Origin of the sequence: Rubellimicrobium sp. CFH 75288 (assembly GCF_009904055.1) — a bacterium.
Lineage (GTDB): Bacteria > Pseudomonadota > Alphaproteobacteria > Rhodobacterales > Rhodobacteraceae > Rubellimicrobium.
Genome location: NZ_WYDP01000016.1, coordinates 29,881 through 48,980 on the forward strand (window position 1 = coordinate 29,881; position 19,100 = coordinate 48,980).

15 protein-coding genes and 1 tRNA gene are annotated in these 19,100 nt (G+C 71.4%); 15 read left to right on the forward strand and 1 reads right to left on the reverse strand.

The window, feature by feature from the left end; all coding sequences use genetic code 11:
* The first annotated feature begins 3 nt into the window (after window positions 1–3).
* Genes GT358_RS12800 through GT358_RS12840 form a run of 9 tightly spaced genes read left to right on the forward strand, consistent with a single transcriptional unit; the run spans window position 4 to window position 9,868 of the window.
* Window positions 4–1,329 (forward strand): FAD-dependent oxidoreductase, encoded by a 1,326-nt coding sequence (locus tag GT358_RS12800; protein WP_166583023.1) that lies wholly within the window; start codon window positions 4–6, stop codon window positions 1,327–1,329.
* A complete protein-coding gene (locus GT358_RS12805; RefSeq protein WP_208103517.1) occupies window positions 1,322–3,013 on the forward strand; it encodes a dihydroxy-acid dehydratase in 1,692 nt (563 codons plus the stop codon). Before GT358_RS12800 ends, GT358_RS12805 begins: the two co-directional genes overlap by 8 nt.
* A 55-nt stretch (window positions 3,014–3,068) precedes the next feature.
* Window positions 3,069–4,049 carry a substrate-binding domain-containing protein gene (locus GT358_RS12810; protein WP_166583024.1) on the forward strand — a complete coding sequence of 327 codons (981 nt, stop codon included), beginning with the start codon at window positions 3,069–3,071 and terminating at the stop codon, window positions 4,047–4,049.
* Between the two features lie 56 nt (window positions 4,050–4,105).
* Window positions 4,106–5,092: an ABC transporter permease gene (locus GT358_RS12815; RefSeq protein WP_166583025.1), complete on the forward strand. Its 987-nt coding sequence runs from the start codon at window positions 4,106–4,108 to the stop codon at window positions 5,090–5,092.
* Window positions 5,089–5,838, forward strand: a complete 750-nt coding sequence (locus tag GT358_RS12820) for an ATP-binding cassette domain-containing protein (RefSeq protein ID WP_166583026.1) — start codon at window positions 5,089–5,091, stop codon at window positions 5,836–5,838. Before GT358_RS12815 ends, GT358_RS12820 begins: the two co-directional genes overlap by 4 nt.
* A gap of 10 nt (window positions 5,839–5,848) precedes the next feature.
* On the forward strand, window positions 5,849–6,586 hold the full coding sequence (locus tag GT358_RS12825; protein WP_166583027.1) for an SDR family NAD(P)-dependent oxidoreductase: 738 nt from the start codon (window positions 5,849–5,851) through the stop codon (window positions 6,584–6,586).
* 13 nt (window positions 6,587–6,599) lie between these two features.
* Window positions 6,600–7,448, forward strand: coding sequence for a fumarylacetoacetate hydrolase family protein (locus tag GT358_RS12830; RefSeq protein ID WP_166583028.1), 849 nt, complete (start codon window positions 6,600–6,602; stop codon window positions 7,446–7,448).
* Window positions 7,445–9,160, forward strand: coding sequence for an IlvD/Edd family dehydratase (locus tag GT358_RS12835; RefSeq protein WP_166583029.1), 1,716 nt, complete (start codon window positions 7,445–7,447; stop codon window positions 9,158–9,160). The genes GT358_RS12830 and GT358_RS12835 overlap by 4 nt, the downstream gene beginning before the upstream one ends.
* A gap of 9 nt (window positions 9,161–9,169) precedes the next feature.
* Entirely contained in the window at window positions 9,170–9,868 is a 699-nt protein-coding gene (locus GT358_RS12840) for a GntR family transcriptional regulator (RefSeq protein WP_166583030.1), read from the forward strand.
* 54 nt (window positions 9,869–9,922) lie between these two features.
* Here GT358_RS12840 and GT358_RS12845 read toward each other — a convergent pair.
* Window positions 9,923–10,009 (reverse strand) — tRNA-Leu (locus tag GT358_RS12845).
* Window positions 10,010–10,131: 122 nt separating this feature from the next.
* Between GT358_RS12845 and GT358_RS12850 the strand changes: the two genes are divergently transcribed.
* The 6 genes from GT358_RS12850 to gltB form a co-directional block, all read left to right on the forward strand.
* Window positions 10,132–11,115: a complex I NDUFA9 subunit family protein gene (locus GT358_RS12850; RefSeq protein WP_166583031.1), complete on the forward strand. Its 984-nt coding sequence runs from the start codon at window positions 10,132–10,134 to the stop codon at window positions 11,113–11,115.
* Window positions 11,112–11,912 (forward strand): undecaprenyl-diphosphate phosphatase, encoded by an 801-nt coding sequence (locus GT358_RS12855; RefSeq protein ID WP_166583032.1) that lies wholly within the window; start codon window positions 11,112–11,114, stop codon window positions 11,910–11,912. The genes GT358_RS12850 and GT358_RS12855 overlap by 4 nt, the downstream gene beginning before the upstream one ends.
* 150 nt (window positions 11,913–12,062) lie before the next feature.
* Window positions 12,063–13,487: an NAD(P)-dependent oxidoreductase gene (locus GT358_RS12860; RefSeq protein WP_166583033.1), complete on the forward strand. Its 1,425-nt coding sequence runs from the start codon at window positions 12,063–12,065 to the stop codon at window positions 13,485–13,487.
* A gap of 62 nt (window positions 13,488–13,549) precedes the next feature.
* Complete coding sequence (locus tag GT358_RS12865; RefSeq protein ID WP_166583034.1) at window positions 13,550–14,248, forward strand: hypothetical protein; 699 nt, start codon at window positions 13,550–13,552, stop codon at window positions 14,246–14,248.
* Window positions 14,241–14,696, forward strand: coding sequence for a GFA family protein (locus GT358_RS12870; RefSeq protein ID WP_166583035.1), 456 nt, complete (start codon window positions 14,241–14,243; stop codon window positions 14,694–14,696). Before GT358_RS12865 ends, GT358_RS12870 begins: the two co-directional genes overlap by 8 nt.
* Window positions 14,693–19,100, forward strand: a 4,408-nt coding sequence (gene gltB / locus GT358_RS12875; RefSeq protein WP_166583036.1) for a glutamate synthase large subunit, incomplete at its 3' end; no start/stop codon positions are given. The genes GT358_RS12870 and gltB, both read left to right, overlap by 4 nt.

The window sequence follows — 19,100 nt, forward strand, 5'->3', positions numbered from 1 at the left end:
GTCATGGACCAGCGACCGGCCGACAGGATCGCCACGGACGTGCTCGTGGTGGGCGGCGGAGCGGCCGGTGTGGCCGCCGCCGTCGCGGCCGCCGAGGCCGGGCTCCGGGTCACGCTCGTCGAGCGCGCGGGTTTCTGCGGCGGAGGCGCGGTGGCGGGCCTGTCGGGAACGGTCTGCGGCCTCTACACCGCGACCGAGGGCAACCGGCCCGAACAGGTCGTCTGGGGCTTCGCGGACCGCTTCGTGCGGGCGCTCGAGGCGCGCGGCGGCCTCGGACCCCCGGTCATTTACGGCAAGACGCTCACGCGCGTGCACGACCCGATCCGGTGGCGCGAGACGGCGGACGACCTGCTGGAGGAGGCCGGCGTGCGCGTCCTGTTCCATGCGCAGGCGACCGAGGCCCTCGTGGAGGGGGGCGAGCGGGTCGAGGGAGCGATCGTCGCCACCAAGGGCGGCCGGCTGCGGATCGACGCGCGCGTGACCGTGGACGCCTCGGGTGACGCGGATCTCGTGGCCATGGCGGGGTTGCCGTCCTTCGTGGGAGATGAAGGGCGCGTGCAGAACCCCACAATGATCTTCCGCATGGGCGGGGTGGATCTCGACGCCTTCCGGGCCGCCTGCGGCGAGGACACGATCATGCCCCCCTGGGTGTCGGCCATGATCGCCGAGGCCGACGAGGCCGGCGAGTTCCGCCTGCCGCGGCGCAAGATCTGGCTGTTTCCCACCACGCTGCCGGGCGTGGTGCTGTGCAACTGCACGCGCGTGATCGGCCGCGACGGCCGCGAGCTGCTGACCCTCGATCCCGACGACTTCACCGAGGCCGAGCGCGAGGGCCGCCGCCAGGCGCGCGAATATGCCCGCTTCTTCCGCGAGCGGCTGCCCGGCTTCGCGGAGGCGTTCCTGATCGACACCGGCACGCAGGTGGGCGTGCGGCAATCCCGTCAGGCCAGGGGCCGTGCGATGCTGGCCAACGCGGACGTCCTCGCCGGGCGCAAGAGCCCCGACGGGATCGTCCGCTCGCCCTGGCCCATCGAGCTGCACGCGGGCGAGAAGCCGCGCGTCGAATGGCTGCTCGACGACTGGTACGAGGTGCCCCTGGGCTGTCTCCAGCCCGAGCGCGGCACCGGGCTGCTGGTGGCCGGCCGCTGCCTGTCGGCCGAGCACGAGGCGGTGGCCTCGGCGCGCGTGACGGCCCAGTGCTTCGGCTACGGCGAGGCGGCGGGAACGGCCGCCGCCCAGGCGCTGCGCGAGGGGATCGCGACGGAGGCGGTCGTCGGCCGCGACCTGCGCAGGGAACTGAACGCACGGGGGGCGCGGCTCGATGACTAGGGAGAACGGCACGGGACCGGCCCGCCTGCGCAGCGACTTCCGCCCCGGCTCGACCCGCTGGGCCGTGCGGCGCGCGCAATGGCTCGCCATGGGGATCGCGGAGGAGGATTTCGCCAAGCCCAAGATCGCCGTGGTCAACTCCTCGTCCACGCTGTCGATCTGCTTCAGCCATCTCGATGCGGTGAGCCGCGTCGTGCAGGAGGCAATCCGCGCGGCCGGCGGCCTGCCCTTCGAGATCCGCACCGTCGCGCCGTCCGATTTCGTGACCAGCGCGGGCAAGCAGGGCCGCTACCTGATGCCGTCGCGCGATCTTCTCGTCAACGACGTGGAGGTGCAGGTCGAGGGCGCGGTGCTGGACGCCGTGGTGTTTCTGGCCTCCTGCGACAAGACCACGCCGGGCCAGCTCATGGCGGCAGGCCGGCTCGACCTGCCGGCGATCATCGTGCCCTGCGGCTACCAGCTCGGCGGGGCCTGCGGCGGGCGCGACGTGGACATCGAGGACCTCTACAAGGGCGTGGGCACGGTGCTGGCGGGCCGCATGACGCTCGAGGACCTCACCGAATGGTCGCGCGTGGCGATCCGCGGCCCCGGCGTCTGCGCAGGGCTGGGGACCGCCAATTCCATGCACATCCTCGCCGAGGCGCTGGGCATGACCCTGCCGGGCGCGGCCCCGGTGCGCGGCGGCAGCGAGGCGATGGCGCGCAACGCCGCCGCCTCGGGGCGCCGCATCCTTGAGCTTCTGGCCGCGGGCGTGACGGCGCGGCAGGTGCTGACCCCGGCCGCCTTCCGCAATGCGGTGCGCGTGGCCACGGCGCTCGGCCTGTCGGTCAACTGCGTGCGCCATCTGATTGCCGCCGCCATCGAGGCGGAGGCGGAGGTGGACATCCTGGCCGAGTTCCGTGCCGCCGCCGATCTGGTCCCGCTTCTGGCCGAGATCCGGCCGAACGGGCCGCGGCGGATCGAGGAGCTGGAGGCGGCCGGCGGGGCGCGGGGCGTGCTGCGCGCATTGCGGCCGCTCCTCGAGGACGGGCCGACGGTGGCGGGCTCGGTCATGGAGCGGCTCGAGGCCGCGCCCGAGCCCGACCCGGCCGTGATCGGCTCGCTCGACCGGCCCGTGCGGGCCGAGCCGGGGATCATCCTGATCCGCGGCAACCTCGCCCCGATCGGCGCGATCGTGAAGCTGGCCGCCGTGCCGCCCGACATCCGCCGCTTCGAAGGGCCGGCCCGCATCTTCGAGGACGAGGACGCGGCCATCGCCGCCCTGGGCGCGGGAGGGATCCGCCCCGGCGACGTCATCGTGCTGCGGATGCTCGGCCCCCTGGGCGGTCCGGGAACGGTGTTCGCGGCGAGCTTCATGGCCGCCCTGGTCGGCTCGGGCCTGGGCGAGCAGGTGGCGGTGGTGACCGACGGCGAGCTGTCCGGCCTCAACCGCGGCATCACCATCGGCCAGATCATGCCCGAGGCGGCCGAGGGCGGGCCGCTCGCCGTCGTGGAGGAGGGCGACCGCGTGCGCATCGACCTGTGCGCGCGCGAGATCGCGGTGGATCTGGACGACGGCATGCTGGCGGCCCGCCTGGCCGCCTGGAAGCCGCCGCCGCCCACGCGCGAGCGGGGATGGCTCCGGCAGTACCGCGCGCTCGTGCAGCCGCTCTCGCGCGGTGCCGTGCTCAGGGGAGGGGACTGACCCTGCGGGCCTTCGGCCCCGAACCGGTCCGAGACCAAGGGAGGAGGATGCAAGAATGAAAGCATGGATCGCAGCCCTGGCCGTGGCGGTGGCCCTGCCGGGACTGGCCGCGGCGCAGGAGGCCGAGGACCGCTCCGGCCAGCGCTACGTGATGGTGGTTCCGATCTCGGGCCACCCCTTCTGGGTCGCCATCCGCAACGGCGCGCAGGACGCGGCCGACCAGCTCGGCGTGCGCTTCGAGTTCACCGGCCCGGTCGAGTTCGACAACCGCGCCCAGCAGCAGCAGATCGAGCAGATCGCGGTGACGCGGCCCGCGGCCTTTCTCACCGGCGCGTTCGACCCCACGATGAGCGACACGATCGACCGCGTGACCGAGATGGGCATTCCGGTCGTCACCTTCGACAGCGATGCCCCCGACAGCCGGCGCATCAGCTTCATCGGTCCCGATCACTACAACATCGGCTGGGAATACGGCCGCAAGATGGTGGAGATGCTGCGCGAGCGCGGCCTCGAGGAGGGGCAGATCGGCCTGCTGACGGCCGTGGACCAGACCAACCTCCAGGTGCGCATCCGCGGGCTCGAGGACTATCTCGCGCAGAATGCCCCGACCTTCGAGGTCGTGGCCACGGAGGACAACCGGGGCGACGACCAGGTGACCGCCGACCGCGCCAAGGCCATGATGACCGCCAACCCGGACATCGACGGCCTGATCGTCATCAACGGCACCGGCAGCGGCATGGGCACGGCGATCAACGAACTGGGCCTCGCCGGACAGGTGACGGTGCTGACCTCGGACGTGTTCGACCCGATCCTGTGCGCCATCCTCGACGGTTCGGTGCAGACGACCTCCTCGGTCAACACCTATCTCGAGGGCTATCTGGCGCTGCTGTTCGCCTACCACTACGTCAACGGCCATCTCGACAACGTGCCGGGGGCCGATGTGGGCGTGAACAAGCTGCCGCCGGTGGTCGATCCGGGGCTGTTCTTCATCGACGCCTCCAACGCCGAGCAGTTCCTCACCGGCAGCTGCGGCTGACCGTCAGTCCGGCGCCCCCTCCGTGGCGGCGCCGGCCTTCCTCGGGGGAAGTCCTGATGACCGATTCGTCCGCCCTCGCGCGCCCTCCGGCGGGACTGCGCTGGAAGGCGCTGATCCGGCAGCGCGAAGTCGCCATTCTCCTGCTGATCCTGATCGTCGGCGCGGTGGCCAGCGTCCTGTCGCCCTTTTTCCTGACCTGGGCCAATCTCAGCAACGTCCTGATCGCCTGCTCGGTCGAGATGATCGTCGCGGCGGGACTCGCGATCGTGCTGATCTCGGGCGGCATCGACCTGTCGGTGGGCTCGATCATGGGGGTCTGCGCGATCGCCCTGGCGATCGTGCTCGACGCCGGCGCGCCGCTCTGGGCCGCCCTGTCGGTCTGCCTCCTGGCGGGGCTGGCCTTCGGCGTCGCCAACGGGACGCTGATCGCCTATGCGGGGCTCAATCCGCTCGTGCTGACGCTCGCCACCATGACCATCGGCCGCTCCGTGGTCTTCATCCTGTCGCAGGGCTACTCGTTCGCCTCCATCCCGCAGGGCTTCAAGTCGGCCTTCAACGCCACGCCGCTCTTCGGGCTGCCCAACCTGGTCTGGGTCTCGCTCGGGGTGACGGCGGCCCTGGGCGTGCTGCTGCAGCGCAACGTCTGGTTCCGGCGCTTCTATTTCCTGGGCGGCAGCGAGGTCGCGGCCATCCGGGCCGGGATCGACACGCGCCGGCTCAAGTTCATGGCCTATGTCATCGCGGCGCTGCTGGCCACGCTGGCGGCCATCGTGACGACGGCCCGGCTCGGCTCGGCCTTCCCCAATACCGGCAGCGGGCTCGAGCTGCGGGTCATCACGGCGGCGGTGATCGGCGGCTGCTCGATCTACGGCGGCAAGGGCACGATCCTGGGCGCGGCGCTGGGCGTCCTGCTGCTCAACCTCATCAACAACGTCCTCGTGATCCTCTCGCTGTCGGTCTACTGGCAGGGCGTGGCCGCCGGCCTGATCCTGATCCTGGCCATCCTCACCGACATCGCCAACCGCCGGGGAGTGCGTCGATGAGCGATCCCATTCTCGAGCTGTCGGGCATCACCATGCAGTTCGGCCCGGTGACGGCGCTCGACGACGTGCAGTTCCGCCTCGACCGGGGGGAGACGCTCGCGCTGCTGGGCGACAACGGCGCGGGCAAGAGCACGCTCATCAAGATCGTGTCGGGCTACTACCGCCCGACGGCGGGGCGCATCGTCCTCAACGGCCGTCCCGTGACCTTCCACGACCCCCAGGATGCGCGGCGCGCAGGGATCGAGACGATCTACCAGGACCTCGCGCTGTTCGACAACCTCGACGTGGCCGCCAACATCTTCGCCGGCCAGGAGCGCGTCGCCCCCGGCTGGCGGCGGCTCCTGGGCTTTGCCGACCGCCGCTCCATGGCGCGCGACGCCGAGGCGGCGGTGGCGGGCATGGCCGTGACGATCCCCGACACGCGCCGCGCGGTCGAGGATTTCTCGGGCGGGCAGCGCCAGTGCGTGGCCATCGCGCGTGCCGTGATGTGGGGGCGCGAGATCCTCATCATGGACGAGCCGACCGCCGCCCTCGGCGTGCGCGAGACGCAGCGCGTGCTCGATCTCATCCGCTCGCTCAAGGCGCGCGGCATGTCGGTCATCCTCATCATGCACAACATCGAGCATGTGATGCAGGTGGCCACGCGCGCCGTGGTGATGCGATCGGGGCGCAACCGGGGCGAGGTGGCTATCTCCGGCCCCGACGATGCCGAGGCCCATGCCGCCATCGTGCGGATGCTGATGTAGGGGGCGGGACGTGAACATCTACGACCTGACCGGCGCGGTGGCGGCGGTGACGGGGGGTGCGGCCGGGATCGGCCTCGGCGTGGCCCGCCGGCTGGCCGCTTCGGGCGCGCGCGTCACGCTGTGGGACCGCAACCCCGAGGCGCTGGCGCGCGCCGGGATCGAGGGGGCCCAGACCGACCGGGTGGACGTGGCCGACTGGGATGCGGTGCGCGCGGCGACCGACCGGCTGCGCGCGCGCGAGGGACGCATCGACGTGCTGGTGAACTGCGCGGGCATCGCCGGGCTGAACGTGCCGCTCGACGCCTATCCCCTGGACGAGTGGGACCGGGTGCTCCGCGTCAACCTCTACGGCACCTTCCATTGCTGCCGGGCGGTGGTGCCGGTGATGCGCGCGCAGGGATCGGGGCGGATCGTCAACTTCGCCTCCATGGCCGGCAAGGACGGCAACCCCAACGCCTCGGCCTACAGCGCCGCCAAGGCCGGCGTCATCGCCCTGACCAAGAGCCTCGGCAAGGAGCTTGCCCGGACGGGGATCACCGTCAACGTCGTCGCTCCGGCGGTGATCCGCACCGAGATGGCCGAAGCCGTCTCGCCCGAGCAGCTCGCCTACATGCTCGAGAAGATCCCCATGGGACGGATGGGCGAGGTCGAGGAGGCGGCCGCGCTGGTCGCCTGGCTCGCCTCGCCCGAGGCCTCCTTTTCCACCGGCGCCGTGTTCGACCTGTCGGGCGGGCGTGCCACCTACTGAACGGACCCTGGTCATGAAACTTCTCCGCGTCGGCCCGCCGGGCCGCGAGATCCCGGCGATGCTGGGCCCCGACGGACGCCCCCGCTCGCTGGCGGACCATCTCGACGACATCGAGGGCGAGGCCCTCTCGCCCGCCTCGCTCGACCGGCTGCGCGCGCTCGACCCCTCGGCCCTGCCGGCCCTGCCCGCGGGCGCACGGATCGGGCCCTGCGTGGCCAGACCCTCCAAGATCGTCTGCATCGGCCTCAACTACCGCGACCACGCGGCCGAATCGGGCCTGCCCGTCCCCGAGGAGCCGGTGGTGTTCCTCAAGGGCTGCCGGCCCACGGGACCCGACGACCCGGTGCCGATCCCGCCCGGCGCGACCAGGATGGACTGGGAGGTGGAACTGGCCGTGGTGATCGGGACGCGCGCCTGGCAGGTGGAGGAGGACGAGGCGCTGTCGCATGTCGCGGGCTATGCGGTGCTCAACGACATCAGCGAACGCGCCTTCCAGCACGAACGGGGGGGGCAGTGGACCAAGGGCAAGAGCGCGCCGGGCTTTGCGCCCCTCGGCCCCTGGCTCGTCGCCGCCGAGGCGGTGCCCGATCCGCAGCGCCTGCGCCTTTCGCTCGCGGTCAACGGCCGCCCGATGCAGGATGGCAGCACGGCCGACATGATCTTTCCGGTCCGCACCCTGATCAGCTATGTGAGCCGCTTCATGGAACTCCTGCCCGGCGACATCCTGTCCACCGGCACGCCGGCCGGGGTCGGCGCGGGCCTGCGGCCGCCGGTCTTTCTCGGGGAGGGCGACACGATGGTGCTCGAGATCGAGACGCTCGGCCGGCAGAGCCAGCGCGTCGTGGGGGGGACCCGCGCATGACCCGCCGCCTGCGCTCGCACGACTGGTTCGCGCGCAACGACAAGCTGGGCTTCACCGCCCGGGGCTGGATGAAGAACCAGGGCCATCCCGACAGCATGTTCGACGGGCGGCCCGTCATCGGCATCTGCAACACCTGGTCGCAGCTCACCCCCTGCAACGGCCATCTGCGCGACCTCGCCCAGCATGTCGCCCGCGGCGTCATCGAGGCGGGGGGCTTTCCGGTCGAGTTTCCCGTCACCTCGGCGGGCGAGACGCTGATGCGGCCCAACGCGATGATGTTCCGCAACCTCATCGCCATGGACGCGGAGGAAACGATCCGGGCCAATCCCGTCGACGGGGTCGTGCTGCTCGGCGGCTGCGACAAGACCACGCCCGCGATCGTCATGGGGGCGGCCTCCTGCGACGTGCCGGCCATCGTGGTCTCCGGCGGGCCGATGCTCAACGGCCGCTACCGCGGCACCCAGATCGGCTCGGGCACCGACGTCTGGCGCTTCTCGGACGAGGTCAAGCGCGGCCTCATCTCGCCCGAGGCCTTCATGGCGGCCGAGCGCGGGATGAACCGCTCGGCGGGGTCCTGCATGACGATGGGCACGGCCTCCACCATGGCCTCCATGATGGAGGCGCTGGGCCTCGCCCTGCCGGAGAACGCCGCCCTGCCGGCCGTGGACAGCCGCCGCCAGCTGCTCGCCAACCGATCGGGCTTCCGCATCGTCGGCATGGTGCACGAGGATCTGCGCATGTCGCGCATCCTGACGCGCGAGGCCTTCGAGAACGCGATCCGCGTCTGCGGCGCGATCGGGGGGTCCACCAACGCGGTGCTGCACCTCATCGCGCTGGCCGGACGGGTGGGGGTGCCGCTCGATCTGGACGACTGGGCGCGGCTCGGGCGCGACGTGCCCTGCCTGGTCAACCTGCGGCCGTCCGGCGAATACCTGATGGAGGAATTCGCCTATGCCGGCGGCCTTCCGGCCGTCATGAAGGAGATCGCTCCGCTGCTCCATCTCGACGCCCTGACCGTCACGGGCCGCCCCTTGCGCGACAGCATCGCCGGGGCGGAATGCTTCGACCGCCGCGTGATCCGCACTCTGGACGACCCGTTCAAGCCCGAAGGCGGCATCCGCGTGCTGCGCGGCAACCTCGCGCCCCGGGGTGCGGTGCTCAAGCCCTCGGCGGCGACGCCCGCGCTCCTGGTCCATCGCGGCCCCGCCGTAGTGTTCGAGGATTACGACGACTACCTGCGGCGCATCGACGACCCCTCCCTGGGCATCACCCCGGACCATGTGATGGTCGTCAAGAATTGCGGCCCCCGCGGCTATCCGGGCTTTCCCGAACTCGGCAACTTTCCCCTGCCGCGCAGCCTGCTCGAGCGGGGCATCACCGACATGATCCGCATCTCGGACGCGCGGATGTCCGGCACGGCCTACGGCACGGTGATCCTGCACGTCGCCCCCGAGGCGGCGCTCGGCGGCGCCTTTGCGGTCGTCCGCTCGGGCGACATGATCCGGGTCGATGCCGACAGGGGGGTGCTCGAGGTCGAGGTGCCCGAGGACGAACTGGCCCGGCGGCTCGAGGGCTGGCGCCCGCCGCCCCGCCGCATGGAAGGGGGGTATCACGGGCTTTACGTGGACCATGTGCTCCAGGCCGACCGGGGCGCCGATTTCGACTTCCTCGTGGGGTGCCGCGGAACGCCGCCGCCCCAGGACCCCTATTGAGGGCCGGCCATGGACAAGGCGGACGACAGGCCGACGATCCCCCCGTCCCGCTCCGAGGCCGAGGGCCAGGGCAGCGACGAGCTTCTGTCGGAGCGCGCCTTCCGCCATCTCGAGGAGGCCATCGTCACCATGCGTCTGGCGCCGGGGGCCCTGCTGTCGGAAACCGGCATCGCGCGCGAACTCGGCATCGGCCGCACCCCCGTGCGCGAGGCGCTCCAGCGGCTGCGTCTCGAGGGCCTGGTCCAGGTCCTGCCCAAGCGCGGGGTCCTCGTCTCCGACATCAACCCGCAGCAGCAGCTTCGCCTGCTCGAGCTGCGCCGGGCCGTCGAGGGCCTGATGGCGGGTCTGGCCGCCCAGCGGGCCACACCGGCCGAGCGCGCGGCCTTTGCCGATCTGGCCGACCGTTTTGCCGCTGCGCGCGACGGGGGGGGCGAGCTCGCCTTCATGCAGGCCGACCGCGAGTTCAACCTGCTTTTGTCCCAGGCCTGCCACAACGAGTATTGCGAGCGCGTCATGGCCTCGGTTCACGGCCTCTCGCGGCGGTTCTTCTTCAAGTACCGCGCGATCGCCAACCTGTCCGTGACGGCCGAGAACCACCGCCGCGTCGCCGAGGCCGTCGCAGCAGGCGATGCCGGCGCGGCCGCCGAGGCGATGGAACGCCTCATGGATCACAACGAGGATTTCACCCTGCGCTCGCTCCGGCACTGAGCGCCGGCGGCCATCCGGCCGTCGTCACCCCCCGCCGCATCGCGAAGGGGATGATGGTGCCCAGGAGAGGACTCGAACCTCCACGGCCTTTCAGCCACTGGTACCTGAAACCAGCGCGTCTACCAATTCCGCCACCTGGGCACGGAGCGGGGGCATAGAGGGAGGCGGAGGGGCTGTCAACGGGGGGTCGCCGGGCCGTGGGCCGCGCTTGCCCCTCCGCGCCCTCGCGGCTAGACGGGCGGGGGACGAAGGGGAGCGCAGGCATGGCGGGGCTGGTCACGATCTTCGGAGGCTCGGGCTTCCTCGGCCGCTACATCGCCCGCCGCCTCGCGCGCGAGGGCTGGCGCATCCGCGTCGCCGTGCGCCGCCCCGACGAGGCTCTCTTCGTGCGCACCTATGGCAGCGTGGGCCAGGTCGTCCCCGTGGCCTGCAACCTGCGCGACGACGCCTCCGTGCGCACCGCGCTGCGCGGGGCCGAGGCGGCGGTCAACTGCGTGGGCACCTTCGACCGCCGGGGCCGCAACGGGTTCGACGCGATCCATGTCGAGGGGGCGGGCCGCGCCGCCCGCCTCGCCCTGGGCGAGGGGGTCCGCCGCTTCGTCCATGTCTCGGCCATCGGGGCGGATGCCGCCGGGCCCAGCCTCTATGCCCGCTCCAAGGCGCGCGGCGAGGAGGCCGTCCTCGCCCAGATGCCCGACGCGACCATCCTGCGCCCGTCCATCCTGTTCGGCACCGAGGACCAGTTCTTCAACCGCTTCGCGCGCATGGCCACGCGCTCGCCCGTCCTGCCCGTGGTCGGTGCCCGGACCCGCTTCCAGCCGGTCTTCGTCGACGACGTGGCGCATGTGGCCGCGCTGGCCGCCGCGGGCACGATCCCCTCGGGCCTCTACGAGCTGGGCGGGCCGGAGGTGCTGACCTTCCGCGAGATGATGGAGCGGATGCTGCGCCACATCCGCCGCCGCCGGCTCATCGTGAACCTGCCCTTCGTCGTCGCCCGGCCGATGGGGTCGCTGTTCGACGCGCTCGCCCTCGCCACGGGCGGGCTGGTCAAGGGCCCGATCACCCGCGACCAGGTCGAAAGCCTCCGGGTGGACAATGTCGTCCCCCCCGGCGCGCGCGGCTTCGAGGCGCTGGGCCTCGTGCCCACGGCGCTCGATGCGGTGCTGCCCGACTATCTGTGGCGCTTCCGCCCGCGCGGCCAGTACGAGGCGCTGCGCGACTCCGCCCGCGGTCTCGATCCGCGATGACCTGGGAAGAGGCGGGCACCGCCGCAGCCCTCGGACTTCTCGAGGGGCTGACGGAATTCATCCCTGTCTCGTCCACGGGGCATCTGCTGCTGGCGGGCCACTTCCTCGGCTGGCAAAGCACCGCGCGGGTGTTCGAGGTGGCGATCCAGATGGGCGCGATCCTCGCCATCGTCTGGGTCTATGCGGCCAGGCTCGTCACCGTGCTGAGCACGGCGCATCGTGACCCCGTGCAGCGCCGCTTCGCCCTGTCGGTCCTGCTCGCCTTTCTGCCTGCGGCCGTCCTCGGCGTCGTGCTGCACCCCGTCATCAAGACCGTCCTGTTCGAGACGCCCACGCTGATCGCGGTGATGCTCATCCTCGGCGGCATCGTCCTTCTGGTGGTGGACCGCCGCGCCCCGATCCCCCGCCACCCCGAGGCCGACCGTCTGCCCTGGCGGACCTCGCTCGGCATCGGGCTCTTCCAGACGCTGGCGCTGGTGCCCGGCGTGTCGCGCTCGGGCGCCACGATCGTGGGCGCGCTGATGCTGCGCGTCGAGCGGCGCGCGGCGGCCGAGTTCTCGTTCTTTCTCTCGCTGCCGACCATGGCGGGCGCGGTGACCTTTGACCTGTGGCAGAACCGGGCGGCGCTGTCCCTCGACGATCTGGGCCTGATCGCGATCGGCTTCGTTGCGGCCTTCGCCTCGGGGCTGCTGGTGGTGCGCACGCTTCTGGCCTTCGTGGCGCGCCATGGCTTTGCGTTCTTCGGCTGGTGGCGGATCATCGTCGGCAGCCTCGCATTGCTGGCTCTCTCGGCGTAAGGTCAGTGTCGCTGACCATTCAGGCGCTTGGATATCCGGGCTTGGCGCGGAGCCACGGGAACAAATGCGCATAAAGGTCAGTCCTGCTGACTTTTCATCTGCCCCGCCCTCGCGTAAGTCGCCCCTGATCGCCCCGCCCCGAGGTTTGCCATGGCCGCCGACCGGATGCTCCGCTTCGTCTCCGTCCCCCGTGCCATGCCGGACAAGCGCACGGCCGAGGAGCGGCGCCGGGACTTCCTGGAGATCTACGCCGATTTCGCCCGCGACCGGGCGGCCGAACAGGCGGCGCGCTGCTCCCAGTGCGGCGTGCCCTATTGCCAGACCCACTGCCCGCTGCACAACAACATCCCCGACTGGCTGCGCATGACCGCCGAGGGCCGCCTCCAGGAGGCCTACGAGATCGCCCAGAGCACCAACACCTTTCCCGAGATCTGCGGCCGCATCTGCCCGCAGGACCGCCTGTGCGAGGGCAATTGCGTCATCGAGCAGTCGGGCCACGGCACCGTCACCATCGGCGCGGTCGAGCGCTTCATCACCGACACCGCCTGGGCCGAGGGCTGGGTCCGCCCCATCCGCCCCGCCGCCGAGCGCGGCGAGAGCGTGGGCATCGTCGGGGCGGGGCCGGCGGGGCTCGCGGCTGCGGACACGCTGCGCCGCGCGGGGCTTCAGGTCACCGTCTATGACCGCCACGACCGGGCAGGGGGCCTGCTGACCTACGGCATCCCCGGCTTCAAGCTCGAGAAGGAGGTGGTCCTGCGCCGCATCGACCAGCTCGCCGAGGGCGGCGTGGACTTCGTCCTCAACTGCCGCGTGGGAGAGGATGTCAGCTTCGACGCGATCCGCGGCCGCCACGATGCCGTCCTCGTGGCCACCGGCGTCTACCGCGCGCGCGAGATTCCCGGCGCTGCCGCCCAGGGCATCGTCCCCGCGCTCGACTACCTCATCGCCTCCAACCGCAAGGGCTTCGGCGACGAGGTGCCGGCCTTCGAATCGGGGCTGCTGAACGCGCGCGGCAAGCGCGTCGTGGTCATCGGCGGCGGCGACACGGCCATGGACTGCGTCCGCACCGCCATCCGCCAGGGCGCGGCCTCCGTCCGCTGCCTCTACCGGCGCGACCGCGCCAACATGCCCGGCTCCCAGCGCGAGGTGCAGAACGCCGAGGAGGAAGGCGTGGACTTCGTCTGGCTCGCCGCGCCGGCGGGTTTCGTGGGCGACCCGGTCCGGGCCGTCCGCGTCGAGCGGATGCGCCTCGGGCCCCCCGACATGACCGGCCGCCGCGCCCCCGAACCCTCGGGCGAGATCGTGGAGGAGCCCGCCGATCTGGTGGTCAAGGCGCTCGGCTTCGAGCCCGAGGACCTGCCGCGGCTCTGGGGCGCGCCCGGGCTGGAGGTCACGCGCTGGGGCACGGTGCGCGCCGAGTTCGGCACCGGCCGCACCGCGCTGCCGGGCGTCTATGCCGCGGGCGACATCGTGCGCGGCGCCTCGCTCGTGGTCTGGGCGATCCGCGACGGCCGCGAGGCCGCGGCGGCGATCCTTGCCGATCTGGCCCAGCCGGCGCGGATCGCCGCCGAATGAGCCTCGACAGGCGGGCCGGGGCCTGCGCTCATGCTCCCGCCCCCCGCTTCAGGAGTTCCCCCATGCGCGCCCTCCTCGCCCTCGCCCTTCTCGCCCCCGCGCCGTTGGCCGCGCAGGCCAGCCGCACCTTCCAGCCGCCCCAAGGCTGCGAGGCCTGGCTCACGATCCAGATGGCGTCCTGCACCGTGTCGCACCATTTCCGCTGCGAGGCCGACCCGGAGGACTGGCAGCGCCGGGTGGACATGGACGAGGGCGGCGTCACCTATTACGGCGCCATCGACGGCCAGACCCAGTGGGTCGAGAGCTTTCACCTCCTGTCGGGCCATTCCGAGCGTCTTGCGCCGGACAATCCCGATCCGGCCAGCCTCGACGAACTGCTCGCCACCGGCCTCGACACCTGGGACTTCACCACCCTGTCCGACGAGATCGGCCCCACCCGCTATGTCGGCCAGGACCGCCTGACGGGCGAGACCGAGACCATCGACGGCGTCACGCTCGAGCGCACCGAATACCGCATCGTCGCGCTCGATCCCGAGGGGCGCGAGATCTGGCGCGGCGAGGGGCGCGAATATGTCAGCCGCGACTGGCGCATGTTCCTGTCGGGTCAGAGCACCTACACCGCCGGGGGCGAGACCACCCAGACCGACGACCGGCCCGTGGAATTCATCCGCCCCGGCGAGCCGGGCTTCCTGTCCGCCTCGCCCAAGCATGGCTGCGGCGCCATGATGTCGGCGCTCTCGCCGGGCGGCTCCCATGGCTGAGCTGGTGGCGGGCGCCCTCGACGGCCGCTGCCTGTGCGGCGCCGTCGCCGTCCGCGTGAACGGGCTTCACGACCCGCGCATGGGCGCCTGCCATTGCCGTATGTGCCAGCGCTGGACGGGGGGCGTCTTTCTGGGCTTTTCCGCCGTGGCCGGGGCGGTGACGGTCACGGGCGAGACGCGCAGCTTCCGCTCCTCGCCCTTCTCCGAGCGTGGCTTCTGCCCGCGTTGCGGCTCGCATCTGTGGTTCCGCGAGGTGCACGAGGACGGCCGGCCCGGCGACTACGGTCTGGCCCCCGGCCTCTTCGACGCGGCCCGCGACTGGCCGCTGCGCTCGGAGATCTATGCCGACCGCCGCCTCGCCTGCCTCGACCTCGCGGGGGACCACCGCCGCGCGAGCCGCGCCGAGTACGAGGCCAAGAACCTCCACATCGAGGGAGACGACCCATGAGCCCGACCGATCCCTTCTGGCTGCCGGCCGAGGAAGCCCGGCGCGCCTTCATGGCCGAGCACTCCCTCTGGCGCCCCGAGGACGAGCGCGATGCCTGCGGCGTGGGCCTCGTCGTCGCGATCGACGGGACGCCCTCGCGCGCGGTGGTCGAAAAGGGCATCCAGGCGCTCAAGGCCGTCTGGCACCGGGGCGCGGTGGACGCCGACGGCAAGACCGGCGACGGCGCGGGCATCCACCTCCAGATCCCCGTGCCCTTCTTCTTCGACCAGGTCCGCCGCACCGGCCACGAGCCCGACCCCCACAAGCTGCTCGCCGTGGGCCAGGTCTTCCTGCCCCGCACCGACTTCGCCGCCCAGGAGCGCGCGCGCACCATCGTCGAGACCGAGGTGCTGCGCATGGGCCACTACATCTACGGCTGGCGGCACGTCCCCGTGGACATCTCCGTGCTCGGCGACAAGGCCAACGCTACCCGGCCCGAGATCGAGCAGATCCTGATCCGCGACGAGAAGGGGCTCGACCGGGAAGGCTTCGAGCGCGAGCTCTACATCATCCGCCGCCGCATCGAGAAGGCGGCGACGGCGGCGGGCATCCCCTCGCTCTATCTCGCCTCGCTCTCCTGCCGGTCCGTCATCTACAAGGGGATGATGCTGGCCGAGCAGGTCGCCACCTTCTACCCCGACCTCCAGGACCCGCGCTTCGAGTCGGCCTTCGCCATCTTCCACCAGCGCTACTCGACCAACACCTTCCCCCAATGGGCGCTGGCCCAGCCCTTCCGCATGCTCGCCCATAACGGCGAGATCAACACGCTCAAGGGCAACGTGAACTGGATGCGGAGCCACGAGATCCGCATGTCCTCGGACGCTTTCGGCGACATGGCCGAGGACATCAAGCCCATCGTGCCCGCCGGCACCTCCGATTCGGGCGCTCTCGATGCCGTGTTCGAGGTGCTGGTGCGCGCCGGCCGCTCCGCCCCCATGGCCAAGACCATGCTCGTCCCCGAGGCCTGGTCCAAGCAGACGGGCGAGATGCCGGCCGCCTGGGCCGACATGTACGCCTATTGCAATGCCGTCATGGAGCCCTGGGACGGGCCGGCCGCGCTCGCCATGACGGACGGGCGCTGGGTCTGCGGCGGGCTCGACCGCAACGGGCTCAGGCCCCTGCGCTATGTGGTCACGCGCGACGGGCTGCTGATCGCGGGCTCGGAGGCGGGCATGGTCCCGGTGGACGAAGCCGCCGTGATCGAGAAGGGCGCGCTCGGCCCCGGCCAGATGATCGCCGTGGACATGGAGGAGGGCCGCCTCTTCCACGACGCCGAGATCAAGGACCGCCTCGCCGCCGCCCAGCCCTTCGGCGAATGGATCGAGAAGGTCGTGGACCTCAACGCGCTCCTGCGCGACGTGCCCGAACGCGCGCTCTTTGCGGGCGAGGCTTTGCGCCGCCGCCAGATCGCCGCGGGCTACACGATCGAGGAGGTCGAGCAGGTCCTGGCGCCGATGGCCGAGGAGGGCAAGGAGATGGTCGCCTCCATGGGCGACGACACGCCCGTGGCGGTGCTCTCGTCCCAGTACCGGCCGCTGTCGCACTATTTCCGCCAGAACTTCTCCCAGGTCACCAACCCCCCCATCGACAGCTTGCGCGAGGGGCGGGTGATGTCGCTCAAGACCCGCTTCGGCAACCTCAAGAACGTCCTCGACGAGGACAGCTCCCAGACCGAGATCCTCGTCCTCGAGAGCCCCTTCGTCGCCAATGCCGAGTTCGAGGCGATGACGGCCCAGTTCGGCGGGGCGGTGGCCACGATCGACTGCACCTTCGAATCGGGCCCCGACGCGCTGCGCCGGGGGCTCGAGCGCATCCGCGCCGAGGCCGAGGATGCCGTGCGCTCGGGCGCCGCCCATCTGGTGCTGACCGACGAGCATCAGGACGCCCGGCGCGTCCCCATGCCCATGATCCTCGCCACCTCGGCCGTCCATTCCTGGCTCACGCGCAAGGGGCTCAGGACCTTTACCTCCCTCAACGTGCGCTCGGCCGAATGCATCGACCCGCACTACTTCGCCGTGCTGATCGGCTGCGGGGCCACGACCGTGAACCCCTATCTCGCCCAGGACACGATCGCCGAGCGCCTCTCGCGCGGTCTGCTCGAGGGGACGCTCGAGGATGCCATGCGCCGCTACCGCGCGGCCATCGACGCGGGCCTTCTCAAGATCATGTCCAAGATGGGCATCTCGGTCATCTCCTCCTACCGGGGCGGGCTCAACTTCGAGGCGGTGGGCCTCAGCCGCGCCATGGTGGCCGAATACTTCCCCGGCATGCCCTCGCGCATCTCCGGCATCGGTCTCATCGGCCTGCAGAAGAAGCAGGAGGAGATCCATGCCAGGGGCTGGACCGGCCAGCCGGGCCTTCTGCCCGTGGGCGGTTTCTACAAGGCCCGCCGCTCGGGCGAGCGGCACGCCTGGGAAGCCACCACCATGCATCTCCTCCAGACCGCCTGCGAGCGCGGCTCCTATGCGCTCTGGCAGCGCTATGCCGAGGCGATGCACGCCCGCCCGCCCATCCACCTGCGCGACCTTCTGGCCATCAAGCCCCTGGGCGAGCCCGTCCCCCTCGAGCAGGTCGAGTCGATCACCGCCATCCGCAAGCGCTTCGTCACGCCGGGGATGTCGCTCGGCGCGCTCAGCCCCGAGGCGCACAAGACCCTCAACGTCGCGATGAACCGCATCGGCGCCAAGAGCGACTCGGGCGAGGGCGGCGAGGACCCGGCCCATTTCGTTCCCGAACCCAACGGCGACAATCCCTCGGCCAAGATCAAGCAGGTCGCCTCGGGCCGGTTCGGCGTCACGGCCGAATACCTCAACGCCTGCGAGGAGCTCGAGATCAAGGTGGCCCAGGGCGCCAAGCCCGGCGAGGGCGGCCAGCTTCCGGGCATGAAGGTCACGGCGCTCATCGCGCGGCTGCGCCATTCCACGCCCGGCGTGACGCTGATCTCGCCGCCGCCGCATCACGACATCTACTCGATCGAGGACCTCGCCCAGCTCATCTACGACCTCAAGCAGATCAACCCCGTCGCGCGCGTCTGCGTGAAGCTGGTCGCGGCCTCGGGCGTGGGCACGATCGCGGCCGGCGTGGCCAAGGCCAAGGCCGACGTGATCCTCATCTCGGGCCATAACGGCGGCACCGGGGCCTCGCCCGGCACCTCCATCAAGTATGCCGGCCTGCCCTGGGAGATGGGCCTGACCGAGGCGCACCAGGTCCTCAGCATGAACAACCTGCGCACGCGCGTCACGCTGCGGACCGACGGGGGCCTGCGCACCGGGCGCGACATCGTCATGGCCGCCATGATGGGGGCCGAGGAATTCGGCATCGGCACCGCGGCGCTGATCGCCATGGGCTGCATCATGGTCCGCCAGTGCCAGTCCAACACCTGCCCCGTCGGGGTCTGCACCCAGGACGAACGTCTGCGCGCCAAGTTCACCGGCACCGCCGACAAGGTGGTCAACCTCATCACCTTCTACGCTCAGGAGGTGCGGGAGATCCTCGCCTCCATCGGCGCGCGCTCGCTCGACGAGGTGATCGGCCGCGCCGACCTGCTCACCCAGGTCAGCCGCGGCTCGTCGCATCTGGACGATCTCGACCTCAACCCGCTGCTCATCACCGTGGACGGGGCCCAGCGGCCGGCCTTCGACCGCAACCGCCCGCGCAATCCCGTCCCCGACACGCTCGATGCCCAGATCGTCCGCGACGCCGCCCGCTTTCTCGAGGACGGCGAGAAGATGCAGCTCGCCTATGCGGTGCGCAACACGGACCGGACCATCGGCACGCGGCTCAGCTCGCACATCGTGCGCCGCTTCGGGATGCGCAACACGCTCCAGCCCGACCACCTCACGCTCAAGCTCCAGGGCTCGGCCGGCCAGTCGCTCGGCGCCTTCGCCGCGCCCGGCCTCAAGATCGAGCTCGAGGGCGAGGCCAACGACTATGTGGGCAAGGGCCTCTCTGGCGGCACGATCGTGGTGCGTCCCCCCATGGGCAGCCCGCTCGACGCGGCCGAGAACACGATCATCGGCAACACCGTCCTTTATGGCGCCACGGGCGGGTTCCTGTTCGCCTCGGGGCGCGCCGGCGAACGCTTTGCCGTGCGCAACTCGGGCGCGCGCGTGGTGGTGGAGGGCTGCGGCTCGAACGGCTGCGAATACATGACGGGCGGGGTGGCCGTGATCCTCGGGCGGATCGGGGCCAATTTCGGCGCCGGCATGACGGGCGGCATGGCCTATGTCTGGGATGCCGACGGCCGCGCGCTCGCCATGATGAACCGCGACACGCTCGTGACCGGACCCGTTCTCGTGGCCGAGTGGGAGGAGGAGCTGCGCACCCTCGTGGAGCGCCATGCGGCGGAGACGGGGTCGCGGCGGG